Source organism: Ferrimonas sp. YFM (assembly GCF_030296015.1).
Taxonomy (GTDB): Bacteria; Pseudomonadota; Gammaproteobacteria; order Enterobacterales; family Shewanellaceae; genus Ferrimonas.
Genome location: NZ_AP027368.1, coordinates 4,141,911 through 4,158,143, shown reverse-complemented (window position 1 = coordinate 4,158,143; position 16,233 = coordinate 4,141,911). Strand labels below are relative to the sequence as shown.

Here is a 16,233-nt window from a genome sequence, read left to right as displayed (position 1 = left end):
ATCGGAGCCTTTTTGTTGTGCCGGTTTCTGGCATCAGTCCTCTTTGAAGAAGTCGCCTTCGTCGTAGCCCAGGTCGTCGGGGATCTCAGGTTCGGCAGGGATGGCGTGTTTCTCGTCTGCCCAGTCGCCGAGGTCAATCAGCTTACAGCGCTCACTGCAAAAGGGCTTGAAGGGGTGGTCACTGTCCCAGGTCACTGTCTTCTTGCAGGTGGGGCATTGTACTTCCAGGGTCATGGGGTCTCCATCGACAGCGACAGGCTAAAGGGCAGGTTACGAACCTCGGCACTGCCTGTGCTGGCATTCATCATATGCAGGCTGAAGCGGTTCTTGTGGCCACTCACTACAGGGTAGCAGCCGTAGTGGTTGTCCAGTCGCACCCGCAACAGCGCCAGGGGATGGTCGGCATTATGGAGAAACTGCCCCTGGATCGCCACCTTGTTCTCCCAATGGCTGCATTCGCGGATCAGTTGCAGTTGCAGGGTGATCGCCTCGGTCAGCGGGGCCAGGGTGGCCTGCCAGGCCTCAATGTCCCGGATCCGTTGTTCTCTGGGTTGACCCAGCCAGAACTGCAGCCTGGGCAGATCAAACCCACAGGCGCCGCCGGCCAGGTTGACCCTCTGGCGAATTTGGCTGAGGAAGCGGTCCTGGCGCAGGGTGCTGCCCGGCCGCTCCATCTGCAGCAGGGCACTGCTCTGCCCCTTGAGAGTATCCACCAGGGCTTGCAGCTGTTGTTGATCCACCCCGGGCTGACTCTGCCACTGGTTTACCAGCGTCAGGCTCTGGTCCACCTGTTTGGCCAGTTCGCCCTTGATGTCGGAGCGCTCCAACAGGTCACACAGCTCAAACAGGGTGCGAAACAGGCTGCGGTGGGCACTGGGGCAGTCGCCGTTGCGGCAGTCCTCCAGAGACTGGATCAGCTGCTCCACCCGCAGGTAGAAGCGGGTTCGCTCATTTAGGGGGTGTTCATACAGAGTCGAGTTACTCATGGCTCCCGGCAAGTGTCAGATAGTGTTGATGGAGTCGTTCCACCTGTGTGTTAAGGTCGGCAAGATTGCCGCCGTTGTCAATGCGATCGTCTGCCGCGGCCAGGCGTTGTTCGCGGCTGGCCTGGTTGGCCATGATCTTTTCCACCAGGGCACGGTCGTTGCTGTCGCGGCTCATGGTGCGCCTGAGCTGCTCCTCTTCCGGCAGATCCACCACCAGAACCCGTTCCACCAGGGACTGCAGGCCGTTCTCCACCAGCAGCGGAATCACCAGCAGGGCATAGGGGGAGGCGGCGGCCTTGCCCCGCTCGGTCATGGTGGTGCGTACCAAGGGGTGGATCAGGTTGTTGAGCCACTGCAGCTCCTGGGGGTTATTGAACACCCTGGCCCTCAGTGCCGCCCGGTCCAGCTCCCCCCTGGAGAGCATCTCCTTGCCAAAATGGTCAACGATCGCCTTGAGGCCGTCGCTGCCCGGCGCCACCACCTCGCGGGCGATGATGTCTGCGTCGATCAGTTCGATGCCCCGGTCGGCAAACAGGTTGGCCACCGTGGTCTTGCCGGAGCCAATGCCGCCGGTGAGGCCGATCAGCAGGGCGCTCACAGGCCCAGCACCCGGGTCAGGTACCAATGGACAATCTGGTCGCCCCAGAGCAGGGCTATCCAGCCTGCCAAGATGATCCAGGGGCCGAAGGGCATGGGGTTGTCCCGCTTCAGCTTGCCCAGGGCCAGCTGCAGTATGCCGTAGGCCGCGCCAAGTACCGAGGAGAGCAGGATGATCAGCAGCAGCGGCTTCCACCCCAGCCAGGCACCAAAGAGTGCCAGCAGCTTGAAGTCGCCAAACCCCATCCCCTCCTTGCCGGTGACCACCTTGAACAGCTGGAAGACGCTCCACAGGCTGAGGTAGCCGAAGGCCGCGCCAGCGACCGCCTGTTCCAGGGGCACCAGGCCATCCTTGATGTTGAACAGCAGGCCCAGCCACAGCAGGGGCAGGGTGATCTGGTCCGGCAGCAGCATGGTGTCGGCGTCGATGAAGGCCAGGGCGATCAGCCCCAGGCTCAGCAGCGACAGGGCGGCAAAGGTCGGGGTGGGCCCGAACTGCCAGGCCATCATTGCCAATACCGCCGCGGTCATCAGCTCCACCATGGGGTAACGCAGGCCTATGCTGCCTTGGCAGCTGTGGCACTTGCCCCCCAACAGCAGATAGCTGAGCACAGGAATGTTGTGCTTCATGGGGATGGGGGTCTGACAGTGACCGCAGCGGGATCTCGGGGTGGCCAGGTTGAATGTCTCTGGCAGGTCGGAGCGGGTCACCGGCTGCTCGCAGTATTCCTGGCATTCGATGCGCCAGTCCCTGTCCATCATGATGGGCAGACGGTGGATCACCACATTGAGGAAGCTGCCCAGGATCAGGCCCAGCAGGGCAACCAGGGTGATGAACAGCCAGGGCTGTGTGTGAAATAGGGTGATCCAGTAATCCATTTATCGATTCGGTTTAGTGAGTTAACCCGTAGATCCTAGCCGACCACGCTACCCAATTGGAAGATCGGAAGATACATTGCCACCACTAATCCACCCACGAGTGAGCCGATCACCACCATCAGCAGGGGTTCAATCAGGGTAGAGAGCCCATCTACGGCATCATCCACCTGCATCTCATAGATGTTGGCCACCTTGTTGAGCATCTCATCCAGGGACCCGGACTCCTCGCCGATCAGCACCATCTGAATCAGCATGTCTGGAAACACCCCCTGGGTACGCATCGCCATGTTCATCTGCAGTCCGGAGATCACCTCGTGGCGCACCGCCTGAACCGCATCTCGGTAGACGGCATTACCGGCGGCACCGGCGGCGGACTCCAGCCCGTCGATCAGCGGGACCCCGGCGGCAAAAGTGGTGGCCAAGGTGCGGGAGAAGCGGGCGACGGCACCTTTGTTGAGGATCGGGCCCACCAGGGGCAGCTTCAGCAGCAGGGCGTCAATCCAGTCTTTGAACCTCTGGGAGCGGCGATGGGCCTGGATGAACCCCCAGATCAGAGCAATCAGCCCCCCGGCAAAATAGGGCCAGGCCAGCTGAAGGAAGCGGGACAGCTGAATCACCAGCTGGGTGAACGTCGGCAGCTGCGCATCGAAGCTGGCGAAGATCTCCTCAAACTGGGGCACCACGAACAGCAGCAGGATCACCGTGACGATCACCGCCACCACAATCACCGCCGTGGGATAGAACATCGCCTTCTTGATCTTGGACTTGAGCGCCTCCGCCTTCTCCCTGTAGGTGGCGATGCGGTCAAACACTCGGTCCAGGGCCCCGGAGTGTTCCCCCGCCTCCACCAGATCGCAGTAGAGGTCGTCGAACTGCTTGGGGTGGGGGCGCAGGGCCTTGGAGAGGGGCAGTCCAGCTTCCACCTGCAGCAGGATCTCCCCCAGCAGGGTGCGCATCGCCTCCTTGTCATGGCCCCGGCCTATCATCTGCAGGGTGGTGACCAGGGGGACGCCAGCCATCAGCATGGTGGCCACCTGTCGGGTGACCATGGCCATCTCCATAGGGGTCACGCTGGCGCCCCTTCCGAACAGGGGCTTGGGCTTGCGCCTCAACCGCACCGCGTGGATCCCCTGTTTGCGCAGCTGGGCGCGGGCCTCCTCCGAACTGATGGCGCGGATCTCACCCTTGGTGCGGCGACCGTTGGCATTGGCCCCCTGCCACAGAAATTCGATGATGGAGGCGTCGCCCCCTTTGGCCTGATGGGTCATCTCTGGGCCTCCCAGTCGGTGATGCGATTGATCTCCGCCAGACTGGTGACTCCGGCGGCCACCTGAGCCAGGCCGGACTGACGCAGGGGGACCATGCCTCCCTCCATGGCGACCTGGGCCAGCTCCAGAGAGTTGCCATTGGCCATGATCAGCTCCGCCAGGGGCGGCGACATGGGCAGCAGCTCATACACCCCCAGTCGCCCCTTGTAGCCTCCGGTGCAGTGTTCACAGCCTTTGGCCTGATACAGGGTCGGCCCTGAGGCGATCTGGGCCTCGCTGAAGCCCGCTTCCCTGAGTACCTCGGGGCTCAGAGACTCCGGCTGCCTGCAGTGGCGGCACAACCTTCGAGCCAGCCGCTGGGCGATGATCAGCGACACCGAGGCGGCGATGTTGTAGGCGGGCACCCCCATGTTCAGCAGCCGGGTCAGGGTCTCGGCGGCGGAGTTGGTGTGCAGGGTTGAGAGCACCAGATGGCCGGTCTGGGCCGCCTTGATGGCGATCTCTGCGGTTTCCAGGTCCCGGATCTCCCCCACCATGACCACGTCGGGATCCTGGCGCAGGAAGGCGCGCAGGGCGGCGGCGAAGGTGAGGCCGGCCCTGTTGTTGATCTGTACCTGGTTGATGCCGGGCAGGTTTATCTCCACTGGGTCTTCGGCGGTGGAGATGTTGCGCTGCTCGGTATTGAGGATATTCAGGCCGGTATAAAGGGACACCGTCTTGCCGGAGCCGGTGGGGCCGGTGACCAGGATCATCCCCTGGGGCCGTTGCAACGCCCCCAGATAGAGGGTCTTCTGGTGCGGGTGATAGCCGAGGACATCGATGTTGAGCAGGGCGGCAGACCCATCGAGGATCCGCATTACGATCTTCTCCCCAAACAGAGTGGGCAGGGTGGAGACCCGAAAATCGATGGCCCGCTTGGGGCTGAGGCGCAGCTTGATACGGCCATCCTGAGGCAGCCTGCGCTCGGCGATGTCCAGCTTGGACATCACCTTGAGCCGGGCAGAGATGCGGCTGGCCAGGTTGGCGGGCGGCGTGGAGACGGTGTGCAGCACGCCGTCGATGCGAAAGCGTATGCGGTAGCTGGACTCAAAGGGTTCGAAATGCAGATCCGAGGCCCCTCGTTTGATGGCGTCGGTGAGCAGCTTGTTGATGTAGATGACGATGGGGGCGTCGTCGGCGGCCGGTGGCGCGTCGCGCTCCTCGCCCTGCTCCTCCACCTCGATGCTGCCCAGGTTCTGTTCATCCAGCTCGGTCAGCTCCAGGGCGTCGAAGTCGCTCTCCAGGAACTGCTCAATCACCTGCTCCAGGGCGCTCTGGTCCACCAGAACCGGCACCGCCCTCAGGCCGGTGTTGAACTCGAAATCTTCCAGCACCGTCAGGTTGGCGGCGTCACAGGTGGCGACAAACAGCTGTCCGCCCCGGGAGGAGAGGGGCAGGCAGCGGTGACGCTCCACCAGCTTCAGGCTGATCAGCTCAACTGGCAGGGTGTCGGTATTGAGGTGGCGGACATCAAACAGCGGCGCGCCCAGGTCGCGCGCCTGCTGATAATAATGCCCGTCCATCCGAGATCCTTAACAGAGACCGGCGGCGACGCAGCTGCCCGTGGTCTGATTCCAGGTGATGGTGCCGCTGCTGGCGGTGGGCACCAGGATATAGGTTTTGCTGTCGACGTCTGAAGTGCCGGTGGCAGTAATGCCCGCTGTGGTAAAGGTCACGCTGTTCACGTAGGCGCCTGAGTCGGCGCCTGCGGTGCTGACCGAGCCGTTACAGGCGGTGTGTACCGCTGCGGCGTCGCCAGTGGTGCCCTTGGTCTGCACACACACCTCTATCTGGGTCTTGATGGAGCCGGTGGCAGAGATCACTTCACTGAACTTGGCGCGTTGGGTGTAGGTTTGGTAGGCGGGCAGGGCGATGGCGGCGAGGATGCCGACGATGGCCACGACGATCATCAGTTCAATCAGGGTAAAGCCTGTCTGGCGGGCACGGTTACGCATCTGGACACTCCTTTGCTTTGGCGACAATCCTTGTCTCCTCTTCGCGTCCTGCGAAGAGGTCAGTCAACCTAAAAGCTAGTACAAAGTGCTGCCGTCACAAGGCGTTCAGAGCCAAAAAACTCTGGTTCATCAAGGAGCCAAGCCTTTTACTCCTGATAATCAGCAGGTTGCTGGAAGTGGTTGAAAGGCAAAAAAAGAAAACGGCACCCAGGGGTGCCGTCTTGGATGCTGATGCCGGATCGATATCCCGATTAGCGGAAGCGCATGGAGAGGTCAACGGCCTTGACGTGTTTGGTCAGGGCGCCCACCGAGATGTAGTCGATGCCGGTGTGGGCAAACTCGGCGATGCTGTCTATGGTGACGTTGCCGCTTACCTCAAGCTTGGCGCGCCCCTGGTTCAGCTCCACCGCCTGCATCTGCATGGTCAGGTCAAAGTTGTCCAGCATCACGATGTCGGCGCCATGGTCAATGGCCTGCTGCAGTTCATTCAGGTTTTCCACTTCCACTTCCACCGGCTTGTCGGCGTGCAGGGCGCGGGCCGCGGCGATGGCGGCACCGATGCCACCACAGGCGGCGATGTGGTTCTCCTTGATCAGGAAGGCGTCGAACAGACCGATGCGGTGGTTCTTACCGCCGCCGCAGGTGACGGCGTATTTCTGGGCAGTGCGCAGCCCCGGCAGGGTCTTGCGGGTATCCAGCAACTGGGTGCCGGTGCCCTCCAGCTTCATCACATACTGGTTGACCAGGGTGGCCACGCCGGACAGGGTCTGGACAAAGTTCAGTGCCACCCGTTCGCCGGTCAGCAGCTTGCGGGCGGGGCCGGAGAGCTCGCACAGGACCTGATTGGGCAGCACCAGATCGCCATCATCCACGTGCCAGTGAAGGGCCACTTCGCCCCCCAGTTGGTTGAACACCTGCTCCACCCAGGCTTTACCACAAAACACCGCCTCTTCGCGGCTGATGATGGTGGCCTCGGCGTTGCGCTCGGCAGGGATCAGTTGGGCGGTGATGTCCCCCTCGTCGGCATGGAGTCCACCCAGGTCTTCGGTGAGGGCGGCGGCCACGGTGAGGCGGATGTCGTTTTCCAGCATAGTGAGTTACTTCCTGATAGTAAGTGTTTGTCCCCGTTGCACCAGCTCCAGGTGCCTCAGGGCGTTCATCCCCAGCAGTATGGTGTCGTCCTCCTGGCCGGGGTTGAGACTGGCGTCCAGATTATACAGGGTCAGCGGCCCGATTGTGAGTGTCTCTATGGTGGTGCGGTGCACCGTGATGGTGCCGTTGGCGGTACTGACCGGATAGGGGAAGCCGGGCTTCAGCCCCAGTGCCGGGCCGAGGTGGGCGGGCACCGAGATGGTGGTGGCCCCGGTGTCCAGCATCAGGGTGACCGGTTGGCCATTGAGGTCCCCGGCCACCACGTAATGGCCGCGACGATTCTGCTTCAGCACCAGCTCCTCTCCCTGAATCACAGGGTCCAGGTTGGGGTTGTGCTGGCGTGCCAGCTTGTCGTCGAAATAGAGGTAGAGCAGACCCAGCATGGATAGCCAGGCCAGAAAGAGCATGGGCTTTCCCAGGGGAGAGTGCGGACGTGTTCTCTTCATACCGGACCTGCTACAGTGTGGGTTTTAGCATTATCGGTGTTCTCCATGGACAAGGGCAACCACTATACTCTGGATCCTCAGGGGCGCTGGCTCAGGGGCGCGACCCACAGATTCAGTCCCTTCCAGGATGCCCGCCCGGAGGGACTTCCCATCAGCGCCCTGGTGATCCACAACATCAGCCTGTTGCCGGATCAGTTTGGCAGCGACTACGTCGACCAGCTGTTCCTTGGCTGCGTCCAGGTGGATCACCCGGTATTGGCGGACGTCCGGGGGCTGAGGGTGTCAGCCCATCTCTTTATACGGCGAAGCGGCCAGGTGATTCAGTATGTCCCCTTCGATCGCCGTGCCTGGCATGCGGGAGTCAGTGAACTGGCTGGGCAGAGCCGCTGCAATGACTTCAGCATAGGAATTGAGATGGAGGGCAGTGATCATCGCCCCTTCACCATGGCACAATACCATAGTCTCATCGGGGTAACTTCTGCTTTATTAGCGTCTTACCCCGATATCACCCTGGACAGAATTGTGGGTCACAGTGATATCGCCCCGGGAAGGAAGACCGACCCCGGCCCCCATTTTGACTGGAACCGTTACAGGCTCGGATTAGACAAGGCAAGCTAAATGGCTCTGTTTTCACTACTGGTGGTACTGCTGCTGGAGCGGCTGAAGTTGATCGGCCCTTCACTGCAGTTTAATGCGGTGTTTGATGCCTATCGCAGCAGGTTATTTAACGACAGTGAGTTGCGCAGCGGCTGGAAGATGCTGTTCTCCCTGGCTCTGGCGCCTGCCCTGGTGGCGTTGCTCGCCTATGAGTTCGAAGGGGTGCACTATGGCGTCTGGCATCTGGCCCTGTGGCTGTTGGTGGGGGTGGTGTTGTTCAGTCACATGGAGCTGAGGGCGGCGTTCAAGGAGTACCTCGAAGCCGCCTGCCGGGCCGATCTTCAGGCCAGTTTCCACATTGCCGACAAGGTGGACCCTGTGCCCCTGGAGGCGGTGACCGAGCGCGAGCTGGGACAGCGTATGGGGCAGGTGGCCGCCTGGCTGAACTACCGCTACTATGCGGCGGTGGCCCTCTACTTTGTGTTGTTGGGCCCAGCGGTGGCGACCTTCTATTGTGTGGTGCGTGGCTACCACGACCACTTCGAACGGCATCAGCTCAATCGTCCCCTGGTCTCCGGATTGATGACCCTGCTGGACTGGGTACCGGTGCGTCTGGTGGCGTTCGGCTTTGCCCTTTCCGGCCATTTCAGCCGCGCCCTGTCGGTGTGGCTGTCACTGGCATTCAAGCCCACGGTGTCGGCCCGCACCCTGATCTACCGGGTTGCCCTGGTGGCGGAGGAGATTCCGGTGGAGACCGCGGCGCCGGTTTGCGTCCAGTCCACCCTCAACCTGCTGAAGCTGGCCAAGCGCAATGTCACCCTGCTGCTGATCCTGGTCTCCCTGCTGACCATCTTCGGCGTGCTCAGTTAGGTTTGCTGCGGCGAGACTCATCCAAAAGTCTGCCAGTTCACTGCGGATGCAGGCCGGTTCAGCTCAAGAGCGCCGCCGTCTGTGTCTCTGGTCAATTCAATGACCCAGGGGAGCCCTCCGGCTCCCCTTTTTCATCTCCGACTCCGAATCAGTTCACACCGCCGAGACCCAAGGAGTGATCTGGCGCACATGGGTCAGTCTGACCAGTGAAAAGCCGGTTGAAGAATCAGCGATTTTAGGCTGGATTGAATTGCCAACAGAATTCGACTCACTTCAATTGTCGAAATTGCGAACCGGTCGGTTGATCTATCTCTCAAACAAGGGATGATCCAACGTGGCAGCAATCCCCTTTGCCTGCCAGAATCTCATTCACAGATTCCTTTGAGATCAAAATGTTGTAAAGTGGTCATACCATTGATTGCAAGGCCTGTTCGGTTTTATTGATCAGGTCGATCTATTAAATGCATTCTGTGATTTCAATCAAAGTGGTTGCCATTAAAGAGTGTGATCTGCTACATTTTGTGCCGCACTCATAATGGTCTTACCAATTGACAAACCATTAGCAGACTGGGAAGTTATCCGACCATGGCCTACCAAAAAATCAGTCAGCCAAAGCTGTCCGACGTCATCGTTAACCAACTGGAGAAGATGATCCTCGAAGGCAGCCTGAAACCGGGGCAGAAACTGCCGCCGGAGCGGGAGCTGGCACAACAGTTTGAAGTATCCCGACCCTCTCTGAGGGAGGCGATTCAGAAGCTGGAGGTGAAAGGCCTGTTGAATCGGCGCCAGGGTGGCGGCACCTACGTGCAGGATCAGCTGTGGAAAAGCTTGGCCGATCCCCTCATCGAATTGCTGGCGGACAACCCGGAGACTCAGTACGACCTCCTGGAGTTCCGTCACGCAACCGAGGGAATGATGGCCTATTATGCAGCATTGCGTGGTACCGATTCGGATCACGCCATTCTTAAGCAGCGAATTGAACGACTCCATGAGGTCCAGGGTCAGCTTGAGCTTGAAGCCAAGGCGATCGTGGACTTCTACCGTGCGGTGGCCGAAGCCTCACACAACGTTGCCATGTTGCACGTGGTGTTGAGTCTGTCGCCTCTGCTCGAGCGTAATGTGACGGAAAACCTCGGTCTTCTGTACCGCCGGGAGGGCTCCGCCCATTACGCCAACCTGCACCGGGAAGCTCTGTTAAAAGCGATCTTGAATCGCGAGCCCGAAGTGGCGCGCAGGGCATCTAATGAACACCTGGCCTACATCGAGGAAGTGACCATCGAGGTGCGCCAGGAAGACAGTCGTCAGCAGCGCAGCCTGCGCCGCCTGCGGAACGACTACTAGCAGAATGCGAGTAAAGGCGGTCCTTCGGGCCGCCCCATCACAAGCAACGATGGAAGAGGAATTTTGTGATGCCGGAAATGATGCCACACGACGTGGATCCGCAAGAAACTCATGAATGGCTGGGCGCCCTTGCGGCGGTATTGGAGCAGGATGGTCCCGAGCGGGCTCATTACCTGCTGGAGCAGATGATCGACAAGGCCCGCCGCAGCGGTGCCCATCTGCCCTACAAACCCACCACCGCCTATGTGAATACCATCCCTGTTGGCTCCGAACCCCACATGCCTGGTAACCAGGAGCTGGAGGAGCGTATTCGTGCCATCGTTCGCTGGAACGCCCTGGCCATGGTACTGCGTGCGTCCAAGAAGGACCTGGAGCTTGGGGGCCACATCTCCAGCTTTGCCTCCAGTGCCACCCTGTATGACGTGTGCTTCAACCACTTCTTCCGTGCACCCAACGAGAAGGATGGTGGTGATCTGGTGTACTTCCAGGGTCACATCGCCCCCGGCATCTACTCCCGCTCTTTCCTGGAAGGCCGCCTGACCGAATCTCAGCTGGATAACTTCCGCCAGGAGGTGGACGGTAAGGGTCTCTCCTCCTACCCTCACCCCCGTCTGATGCCCGATTACTGGCAGTTCCCCACCGTATCCATGGGTCTGGGTCCCATTGCCGCCATCTACCAGGCGCGCTACCTCAAGTACCTGACCGACCGCGGCATCAAAGACTGTTCCGAACAGAAGGTCTACTGCTTCCTCGGTGACGGTGAAGTGGATGAGCCGGAAGCCCTGGGCGCCATCGGCCTGGCGGCCCGTGAAGAGCTGGACAACCTGATCTTCATCGTCAACTGCAACCTGCAACGTCTGGACGGCCCGGTACGGGGTAACGGTAAGATCATCCAGGAGCTGGAAGGTGAATTCCGCGGCGCTGGCTGGGAAGTGATCAAGGTGATCTGGGGTCGCTACTGGGATCCCCTGTTGGCCCAGGACACCTCCGGCAAGCTGCTGCAACTGATGGAAGAGACCGTCGACGGCGAATACCAGAACTGCAAAGCCAAGGGTGGCGCCTACACCCGTGAGCACTTCTTCGGTAAGTACCCGGAGACCGCCGAGATGGTGGCCAACATGTCCGACAGCGACATCTGGCGCCTGAACCGTGGTGGTCACGATCCGGTGAAGGTCTACGCCGCCCTGAAGCAGGCTACCGAAACCAAGGGTCGCCCCACGGTGATCCTGGCCAAGACCGTTAAAGGTTACGGCATGGGTGAAGCCGGTGAAGGTAAGAACATCGCCCACGGCGTGAAGAAGATGGACATGGATGCGATCAAGCACTTCCGTGACCGCTTCAACATCCCTCTGAGCGACGATCAGCTGGAAGACATCCCTTACTACCACCCGGGTGAAGATTCCGAAGAGGTGAAATACCTGCGCGAGCGCCGTGAAGCCCTGAAAGGCTACATGCCGGCCCGCAGCTCCAAGTTCACCGAGGAGCTGATCACCCCGCCGCTGAAGGCGTTTGACGCCGTGCTCAAGGGCTCCAACGGCCGCGAAATCTCCACCACCATGGCGTTCGTCCGCGTCCTGACCGCCCTGCTCAAAGACAAGCAGATCGGCAAGCGCATCGTGCCCATCATCCCGGATGAAGCCCGTACCTTTGGTATGGAAGGCCTGTTCCGTCAGGTGGGCATCTATGCCCATGAAGGCCAGAAGTACACCCCTCAGGACAAGGACCAGGTGGCCTACTACCGTGAGGACAAGAAGGGCCAGGTACTGCAGGAAGGGATCAACGAGCTGGGCGCCATGAGCTCCTGGCTGGCGGCGGCGACCAGTTACTCCACCAACGACGCCCCGACCATTCCGTTCTACATCTACTACTCCATGTTTGGCTTCCAGCGCATCGGTGACATGGCCTGGGCGGCCGGTGACCAGCGTGCCCGTGGATTCATGATTGGCGGTACTTCCGGACGCACCACCCTCAACGGCGAAGGTCTGCAGCACCAGGATGGCCACAGCCACATTCAGGCGAACACCATCCCAAGCTGCATCACCTATGACCCAACCTATGGCTACGAAGTGGCGGTCATCGTCCACGACGGCCTGGAGCGGATGTACGGCGATGCCCAGGAAGACGTGTTCTACTACCTGACCACCCTGAACGAGAACTATGAGCAACCTGCCATGCCAGAAGGCGTGGAAGAGGGGATCATCAAGGGTATCTACAAGCTGGACAGCATCAAGGGGTCCGGCAAAGGCAAGGTACAGCTGCTGGGTTGTGGTTCCATCCTGCAGCAAGTTCGCAAGGCCGCCGACGCCCTGGCCAAGGACTACGGCATCGATGTGGACGTATTCAGCGTCACCAGCTTCAACGAACTGACCCGTGACGGTCAGGACATTGAACGCCACAACCTGCTGAACCCCACTGCCAAACCTAAGCAGGCCTACATCAGCACTGTGCTGGATGAGTCCCCTGTTATCGCCGCGACCGACTACATGAAGTCCTACGCCGATCAGGTTCGTGCCTGGGTTCCCGGCGACTACAGCGTACTGGGCACCGACGGCTTCGGCCGCTCCGACAGCCGCGCCAACCTGCGTCACCACTTCGAAGTGGACTCTCGCTGGGTGGTTCTGGCCGCGCTCAAGTCCCTGGTGGACCGTGGCGAGCTGCCGGTTGAGGTGCTGACCCAGACCATTGAGCAGTACGGCATCGATACCGCCAAACCGAATCCGCTGTGGGCTTGATAGGGATTAGATAAATGTCACAAATCAAAGAGATCCGTCTGCCCGACGTGGGCGGCGATGCGGTAGAGATCATCGAGCTGTGCGTGGCCGCTGGCGACGCCGTTGAAGCGGAAGGTTCGCTGATCACCGTGGAAACCGACAAGGCCACCATGGATGTGCCCAGCGAAGACGCGGGTACCGTGGTTGAGCTGAAAGTCCAGGTAGGTGACAAGGTCTCCGAAGGGGACCTGATCGCCCTGGTGGAGGTGGCCGGTGAAGCGGCCGCCGAGGCCCCGGCGGCCGAAGCGACCCCAGCGGAAACCCCGGCTCCTGCCGAGCCTGCCCCTGCCCCTGAAGCCCCTGCCGCCGCCGAGGCGCCGGTGGCCGTTTCCGGGCCTGTGGTGAAAGAGGTGACCGTGCCCGACATCGGTGAGTCCGGTGAAGTGGACATCATCGAGGTGCTGGTTGCCGTGGGTGACAGCGTCGAGGCGGAACAGGGCCTGATCACCCTGGAGACCGACAAGGCCACCATGGAGGTGCCTGCCCCCTTCGCCGGTGTGGTGAAGGAGCTGAAGGTCAACGTGGGCGACAAGATTGGCGAAGGCGGACTGGTGGCCCTGATTGAAACTCAGGATGCGGCCCCAGTGGCGGCTGAACCTGCTCCGGCGCCTGCTGCCGAAGCGCCTAAGGCGGACCCTGCGCCGGCTCCGGCCAAGAACTCCGCGCCACCTGTGCCTCATCACCCCTCTGCGGCGGCCCCCAAGGCCACCGGCGCCATCTACGCTTCTCCGGCGGTTCGCCGCCTGGCCAGCGAGTTTGGTGTGGACCTGACCAAGGTGAAGGGCACAGGCCGTAAGAACCGCATCCTCAAAGAGGACGTGCAGGCCTACGTCAAGTATGAGCTGTCCCGTCCCAAGGCCAGCGCCGCCACCAGCACAGGTGCCGGTAACGGTTTGCAGGTGATTGAAGGGCCTAAGGTGGACTTCGCCAAGTTCGGTGAAGTGGAAGAGGTGCCGCTGACCCGGATCCAGAAGATCTCCGGTCCCAACCTGCATCGCAACTGGGTGACCATCCCCCATGTGACCCAGTTTGACGAGGCGGACATCACCGAGCAGGAGGCGTTCCGTAAGGAGCAGAACCAGCTGGCGGCCAAGAGCGACAGCGGCGTGAAGATCACCCCTCTGGTGTTCATCCTCAAGGCGGCGGCCCGAGCCCTGGAGACCCACCCCAAGTTCAACAGCTCCCTGTCTGCAGACGGTGAGAGCCTGGTGATGAAGAAGTACATCCACATCGGTGTGGCGGTGGATACCCCCAACGGTCTTGTGGTGCCCGTGGTTCGTGATGTGAACAAGAAAGGGATCATCGAACTGTCTCAGGATCTGGCGGAGCTCTCCACCAAGGCCCGTCAAGGTAAGTTGACAGCTACCGACATGCAGGGAAGCTGCTTCACCATCTCCAGCCTGGGCGGCATTGGCGGTACTCAGTTTACCCCCATCGTCAACGCCCCGGACGTGGCCATCCTCGGCGTGTCCCGCTCCGAGATGAAGCCCAAGTGGGATGGCCAGGCGTTCCAGCCCCGGCTGATGCTGCCCCTGGCGATGTCCTATGACCACAGGGTGATCGACGGTGCCGACGCGGCCCGCTTCATCACCACCCTGAGTCAGACACTGGGTGACATCCGTCGATTGATTCTGTAAATCGGCATATAAAAGGCCGACCATTCTGGTTGGCCTTTTGTTTAAGGAATCGGGGCAGTACAATGCCAGCATCCCCGCCGTCAGGTGGTGACTGCCCCAACGGAATGAATAAAAAATAGAGGACATTATGAGCAACGAGATCAAAACCCAAGTCGTGGTTCTCGGTGCCGGACCTGCCGGTTACTCCGCCGCTTTTCGTGCCGCCGACCTCGGCCTGGAAACCGTTATCGTTGAGCGTTACTCCACCCTGGGTGGTGTGTGCCTGAACGTCGGTTGTATCCCCTCCAAAGCGCTGCTGCACGTTGCCAAGGTGATCGACGAAGCCAAGGCGATGGCGGATCACGGCATCAGCTTCGGTGAGCCCCAGATCGATCTGGACAAGGTACGCGCCCACAAGGAGAAGGTGATTGGCCAACTGACCGGTGGTCTGTCCGGTATGGCCAAGATGCGTAAGGTGAAGGTAGTAAACGGCTTTGGTAAGTTTACCGGCCCCAACTCCATCGCCGTAGAGGGTGCCGACGGCACCACAGTGGTGAACTTTGACCACGCCATCATCGCCGCCGGTTCGCGCCCCATCGAGTTGCCGTTCATCCCCCACGAAGATCCCCGCATCTGGGACTCCACCGACGCCCTGGAGCTGAAAGAGATCCCCGAGCGCCTGCTGGTTATGGGCGGCGGCATCATCGGCCTGGAGATGGGTACCGTATACCATACCCTGGGTTCCAAGGTGGACGTGGTGGAGATGCTGGATCAGGTGATCCCCGCAGCCGATAAGGATGTGGTTCGCGTCTTTACCAAACGGATGAAGAACAAGTTCGACTTCATGCTGGAGACCAAGGTCACCCAGGTGGAAGCCAAGGAAGACGGCATCTACGTCAGCATGGAGGGCAAGAAGGCCCCGGCAGAGCCTCAGCGTTATGACGCGGTCCTGGTGGCCATCGGCCGTACCCCCAACGGCAAACTGATCGACGCCGACAAGGCGGGCGTGAAGATTGACGAGCGCGGCTTCATCAACGTCGACAAGCAGATGCGCACCAACGTCAACCACATCTTCGCCATCGGCGACATCGTCGGCCAGCCGATGCTGGCGCACAAAGGTGTGCATGAAGGCCATGTGGCCGCCGAGGTGATCTCCGGTAAGAAGCACTACTTCGATCCCAAGGTGATCCCCTCCATCGCCTACACCGATCCTGAGGTGGCCTGGGTGGGCCTGACCGAGAAGGAAGCCAAGGCGCAGAACATCGCTTACGAAACTGCGGTCTTCCCCTGGGCTGCCAGTGGCCGAGCCATTGCCCAGGATGCCGCTGACGGCATGACCAAGCTGATCTTCGACAAGGAGACCCACCGGGTGATCGGCGGGGCCATCGTCGGCAGCAACGGCGGCGAACTGCTGGGTGAGATTGGCCTGGCCATCGAGATGGGTTGTGATGCCGAAGATCTGGCGCTGACCATCCATGCCCACCCCACTCTGCACGAGTCTGTGGGCCTGGCCGCCGAGGTGTATGAGGGCAGCATCACTGACCTGCCCAACCCCAAGGCGAAGAAGCGTTAACACCCTTCAAATGCGAATTAAGCGGCTTCGGCCGCTTTTTTTATGCACAGAGCGATGGAAGTTTGGTAGAACAACTTTTAAAGTAGCGTTTCGATAACTATAACCCTGAAGGTGGCTCATTCTGTTGAGGTGGCTCACGCTAT

At 60.6% G+C, this 16,233-nt stretch carries 15 protein-coding genes; 6 read left to right on the top strand and 9 right to left on the bottom strand.

Going from position 1 to position 16,233, the window contains the following annotated elements; translation table 11 throughout:
• Nucleotides 1–33: 33 nt before the first annotated feature.
• The 9 genes from yacG to QUE41_RS19175 all read right to left on the bottom strand — a co-directional run bounded on the left by yacG (nucleotide 34) and on the right by QUE41_RS19175 (nucleotide 7,322).
• Nucleotides 34–234, bottom strand: coding sequence for a DNA gyrase inhibitor YacG (gene yacG / locus QUE41_RS19215; RefSeq protein WP_286340569.1), 201 nt, complete (start codon nucleotides 232–234; stop codon nucleotides 34–36).
• Complete coding sequence (locus QUE41_RS19210) at nucleotides 231–986, bottom strand: cell division protein ZapD (protein WP_286340568.1); 756 nt, start codon at nucleotides 984–986, stop codon at nucleotides 231–233. Before QUE41_RS19210 ends, yacG begins: the two co-directional genes overlap by 4 nt.
• Nucleotides 979–1,584 carry a dephospho-CoA kinase gene (gene coaE / locus QUE41_RS19205; protein ID WP_286340567.1) on the bottom strand — a complete coding sequence of 202 codons (606 nt, stop codon included), beginning with the start codon at nucleotides 1,582–1,584 and terminating at the stop codon, nucleotides 979–981. The genes QUE41_RS19210 and coaE overlap by 8 nt, the downstream gene beginning before the upstream one ends.
• Nucleotides 1,581–2,462: a prepilin peptidase gene (locus tag QUE41_RS19200; RefSeq protein ID WP_286340566.1), complete on the bottom strand. Its 882-nt coding sequence runs from the start codon at nucleotides 2,460–2,462 to the stop codon at nucleotides 1,581–1,583. The genes coaE and QUE41_RS19200 overlap by 4 nt, the downstream gene beginning before the upstream one ends.
• Before the next feature lie 35 nt (nucleotides 2,463–2,497).
• Complete coding sequence (locus QUE41_RS19195; RefSeq protein ID WP_286340565.1) at nucleotides 2,498–3,730, bottom strand: type II secretion system F family protein; 1,233 nt, start codon at nucleotides 3,728–3,730, stop codon at nucleotides 2,498–2,500.
• Complete coding sequence (pilB, locus tag QUE41_RS19190; RefSeq protein WP_286340564.1) at nucleotides 3,727–5,292, bottom strand: type IV-A pilus assembly ATPase PilB; 1,566 nt, start codon at nucleotides 5,290–5,292, stop codon at nucleotides 3,727–3,729. The genes QUE41_RS19195 and pilB overlap by 4 nt, the downstream gene beginning before the upstream one ends.
• 9 nt (nucleotides 5,293–5,301) lie before the next feature.
• Nucleotides 5,302–5,724: a pilin gene (locus tag QUE41_RS19185; RefSeq protein ID WP_286340563.1), complete on the bottom strand. Its 423-nt coding sequence runs from the start codon at nucleotides 5,722–5,724 to the stop codon at nucleotides 5,302–5,304.
• A gap of 251 nt (nucleotides 5,725–5,975) precedes the next feature.
• The gene (gene nadC, locus QUE41_RS19180; protein ID WP_286340562.1) at nucleotides 5,976–6,815 is read right to left on the bottom strand and encodes a carboxylating nicotinate-nucleotide diphosphorylase; all 840 of its coding nucleotides are present in this window, start codon (nucleotides 6,813–6,815) and stop codon (nucleotides 5,976–5,978) included.
• Nucleotides 6,816–6,821: 6 nt separating this feature from the next.
• The gene (locus QUE41_RS19175; protein WP_286340561.1) at nucleotides 6,822–7,322 is read right to left on the bottom strand and encodes a retropepsin-like aspartic protease family protein; all 501 of its coding nucleotides are present in this window, start codon (nucleotides 7,320–7,322) and stop codon (nucleotides 6,822–6,824) included.
• A 45-nt stretch (nucleotides 7,323–7,367) separates the two neighbouring features.
• Between QUE41_RS19175 and ampD the strand changes: the two genes are divergently transcribed.
• The 6 genes from ampD to lpdA all read left to right on the top strand — a co-directional run bounded on the left by ampD (nucleotide 7,368) and on the right by lpdA (nucleotide 16,090).
• Nucleotides 7,368–7,940, top strand: a complete 573-nt coding sequence (ampD, locus tag QUE41_RS19170) for a 1,6-anhydro-N-acetylmuramyl-L-alanine amidase AmpD (RefSeq protein ID WP_286340560.1) — start codon at nucleotides 7,368–7,370, stop codon at nucleotides 7,938–7,940.
• The gene (gene ampE / locus QUE41_RS19165) at nucleotides 7,941–8,789 is read left to right on the top strand and encodes a beta-lactamase regulator AmpE (RefSeq protein WP_286340559.1); all 849 of its coding nucleotides are present in this window, start codon (nucleotides 7,941–7,943) and stop codon (nucleotides 8,787–8,789) included.
• 585 nt (nucleotides 8,790–9,374) lie between these two features.
• On the top strand, nucleotides 9,375–10,130 hold the full coding sequence (gene pdhR, locus QUE41_RS19160; protein ID WP_028107720.1) for a pyruvate dehydrogenase complex transcriptional repressor PdhR: 756 nt from the start codon (nucleotides 9,375–9,377) through the stop codon (nucleotides 10,128–10,130).
• A gap of 68 nt (nucleotides 10,131–10,198) precedes the next feature.
• Nucleotides 10,199–12,862, top strand: a complete 2,664-nt coding sequence (gene aceE / locus QUE41_RS19155; protein ID WP_286340558.1) for a pyruvate dehydrogenase (acetyl-transferring), homodimeric type — start codon at nucleotides 10,199–10,201, stop codon at nucleotides 12,860–12,862.
• 14 nt (nucleotides 12,863–12,876) lie between these two features.
• Nucleotides 12,877–14,538 (top strand): pyruvate dehydrogenase complex dihydrolipoyllysine-residue acetyltransferase, encoded by a 1,662-nt coding sequence (aceF, locus tag QUE41_RS19150; RefSeq protein WP_286340557.1) that lies wholly within the window; start codon nucleotides 12,877–12,879, stop codon nucleotides 14,536–14,538.
• 127 nt (nucleotides 14,539–14,665) lie between these two features.
• On the top strand, nucleotides 14,666–16,090 hold the full coding sequence (gene lpdA / locus QUE41_RS19145; RefSeq protein WP_286340556.1) for a dihydrolipoyl dehydrogenase: 1,425 nt from the start codon (nucleotides 14,666–14,668) through the stop codon (nucleotides 16,088–16,090).
• Nucleotides 16,091–16,233 lie beyond the last annotated feature (143 nt).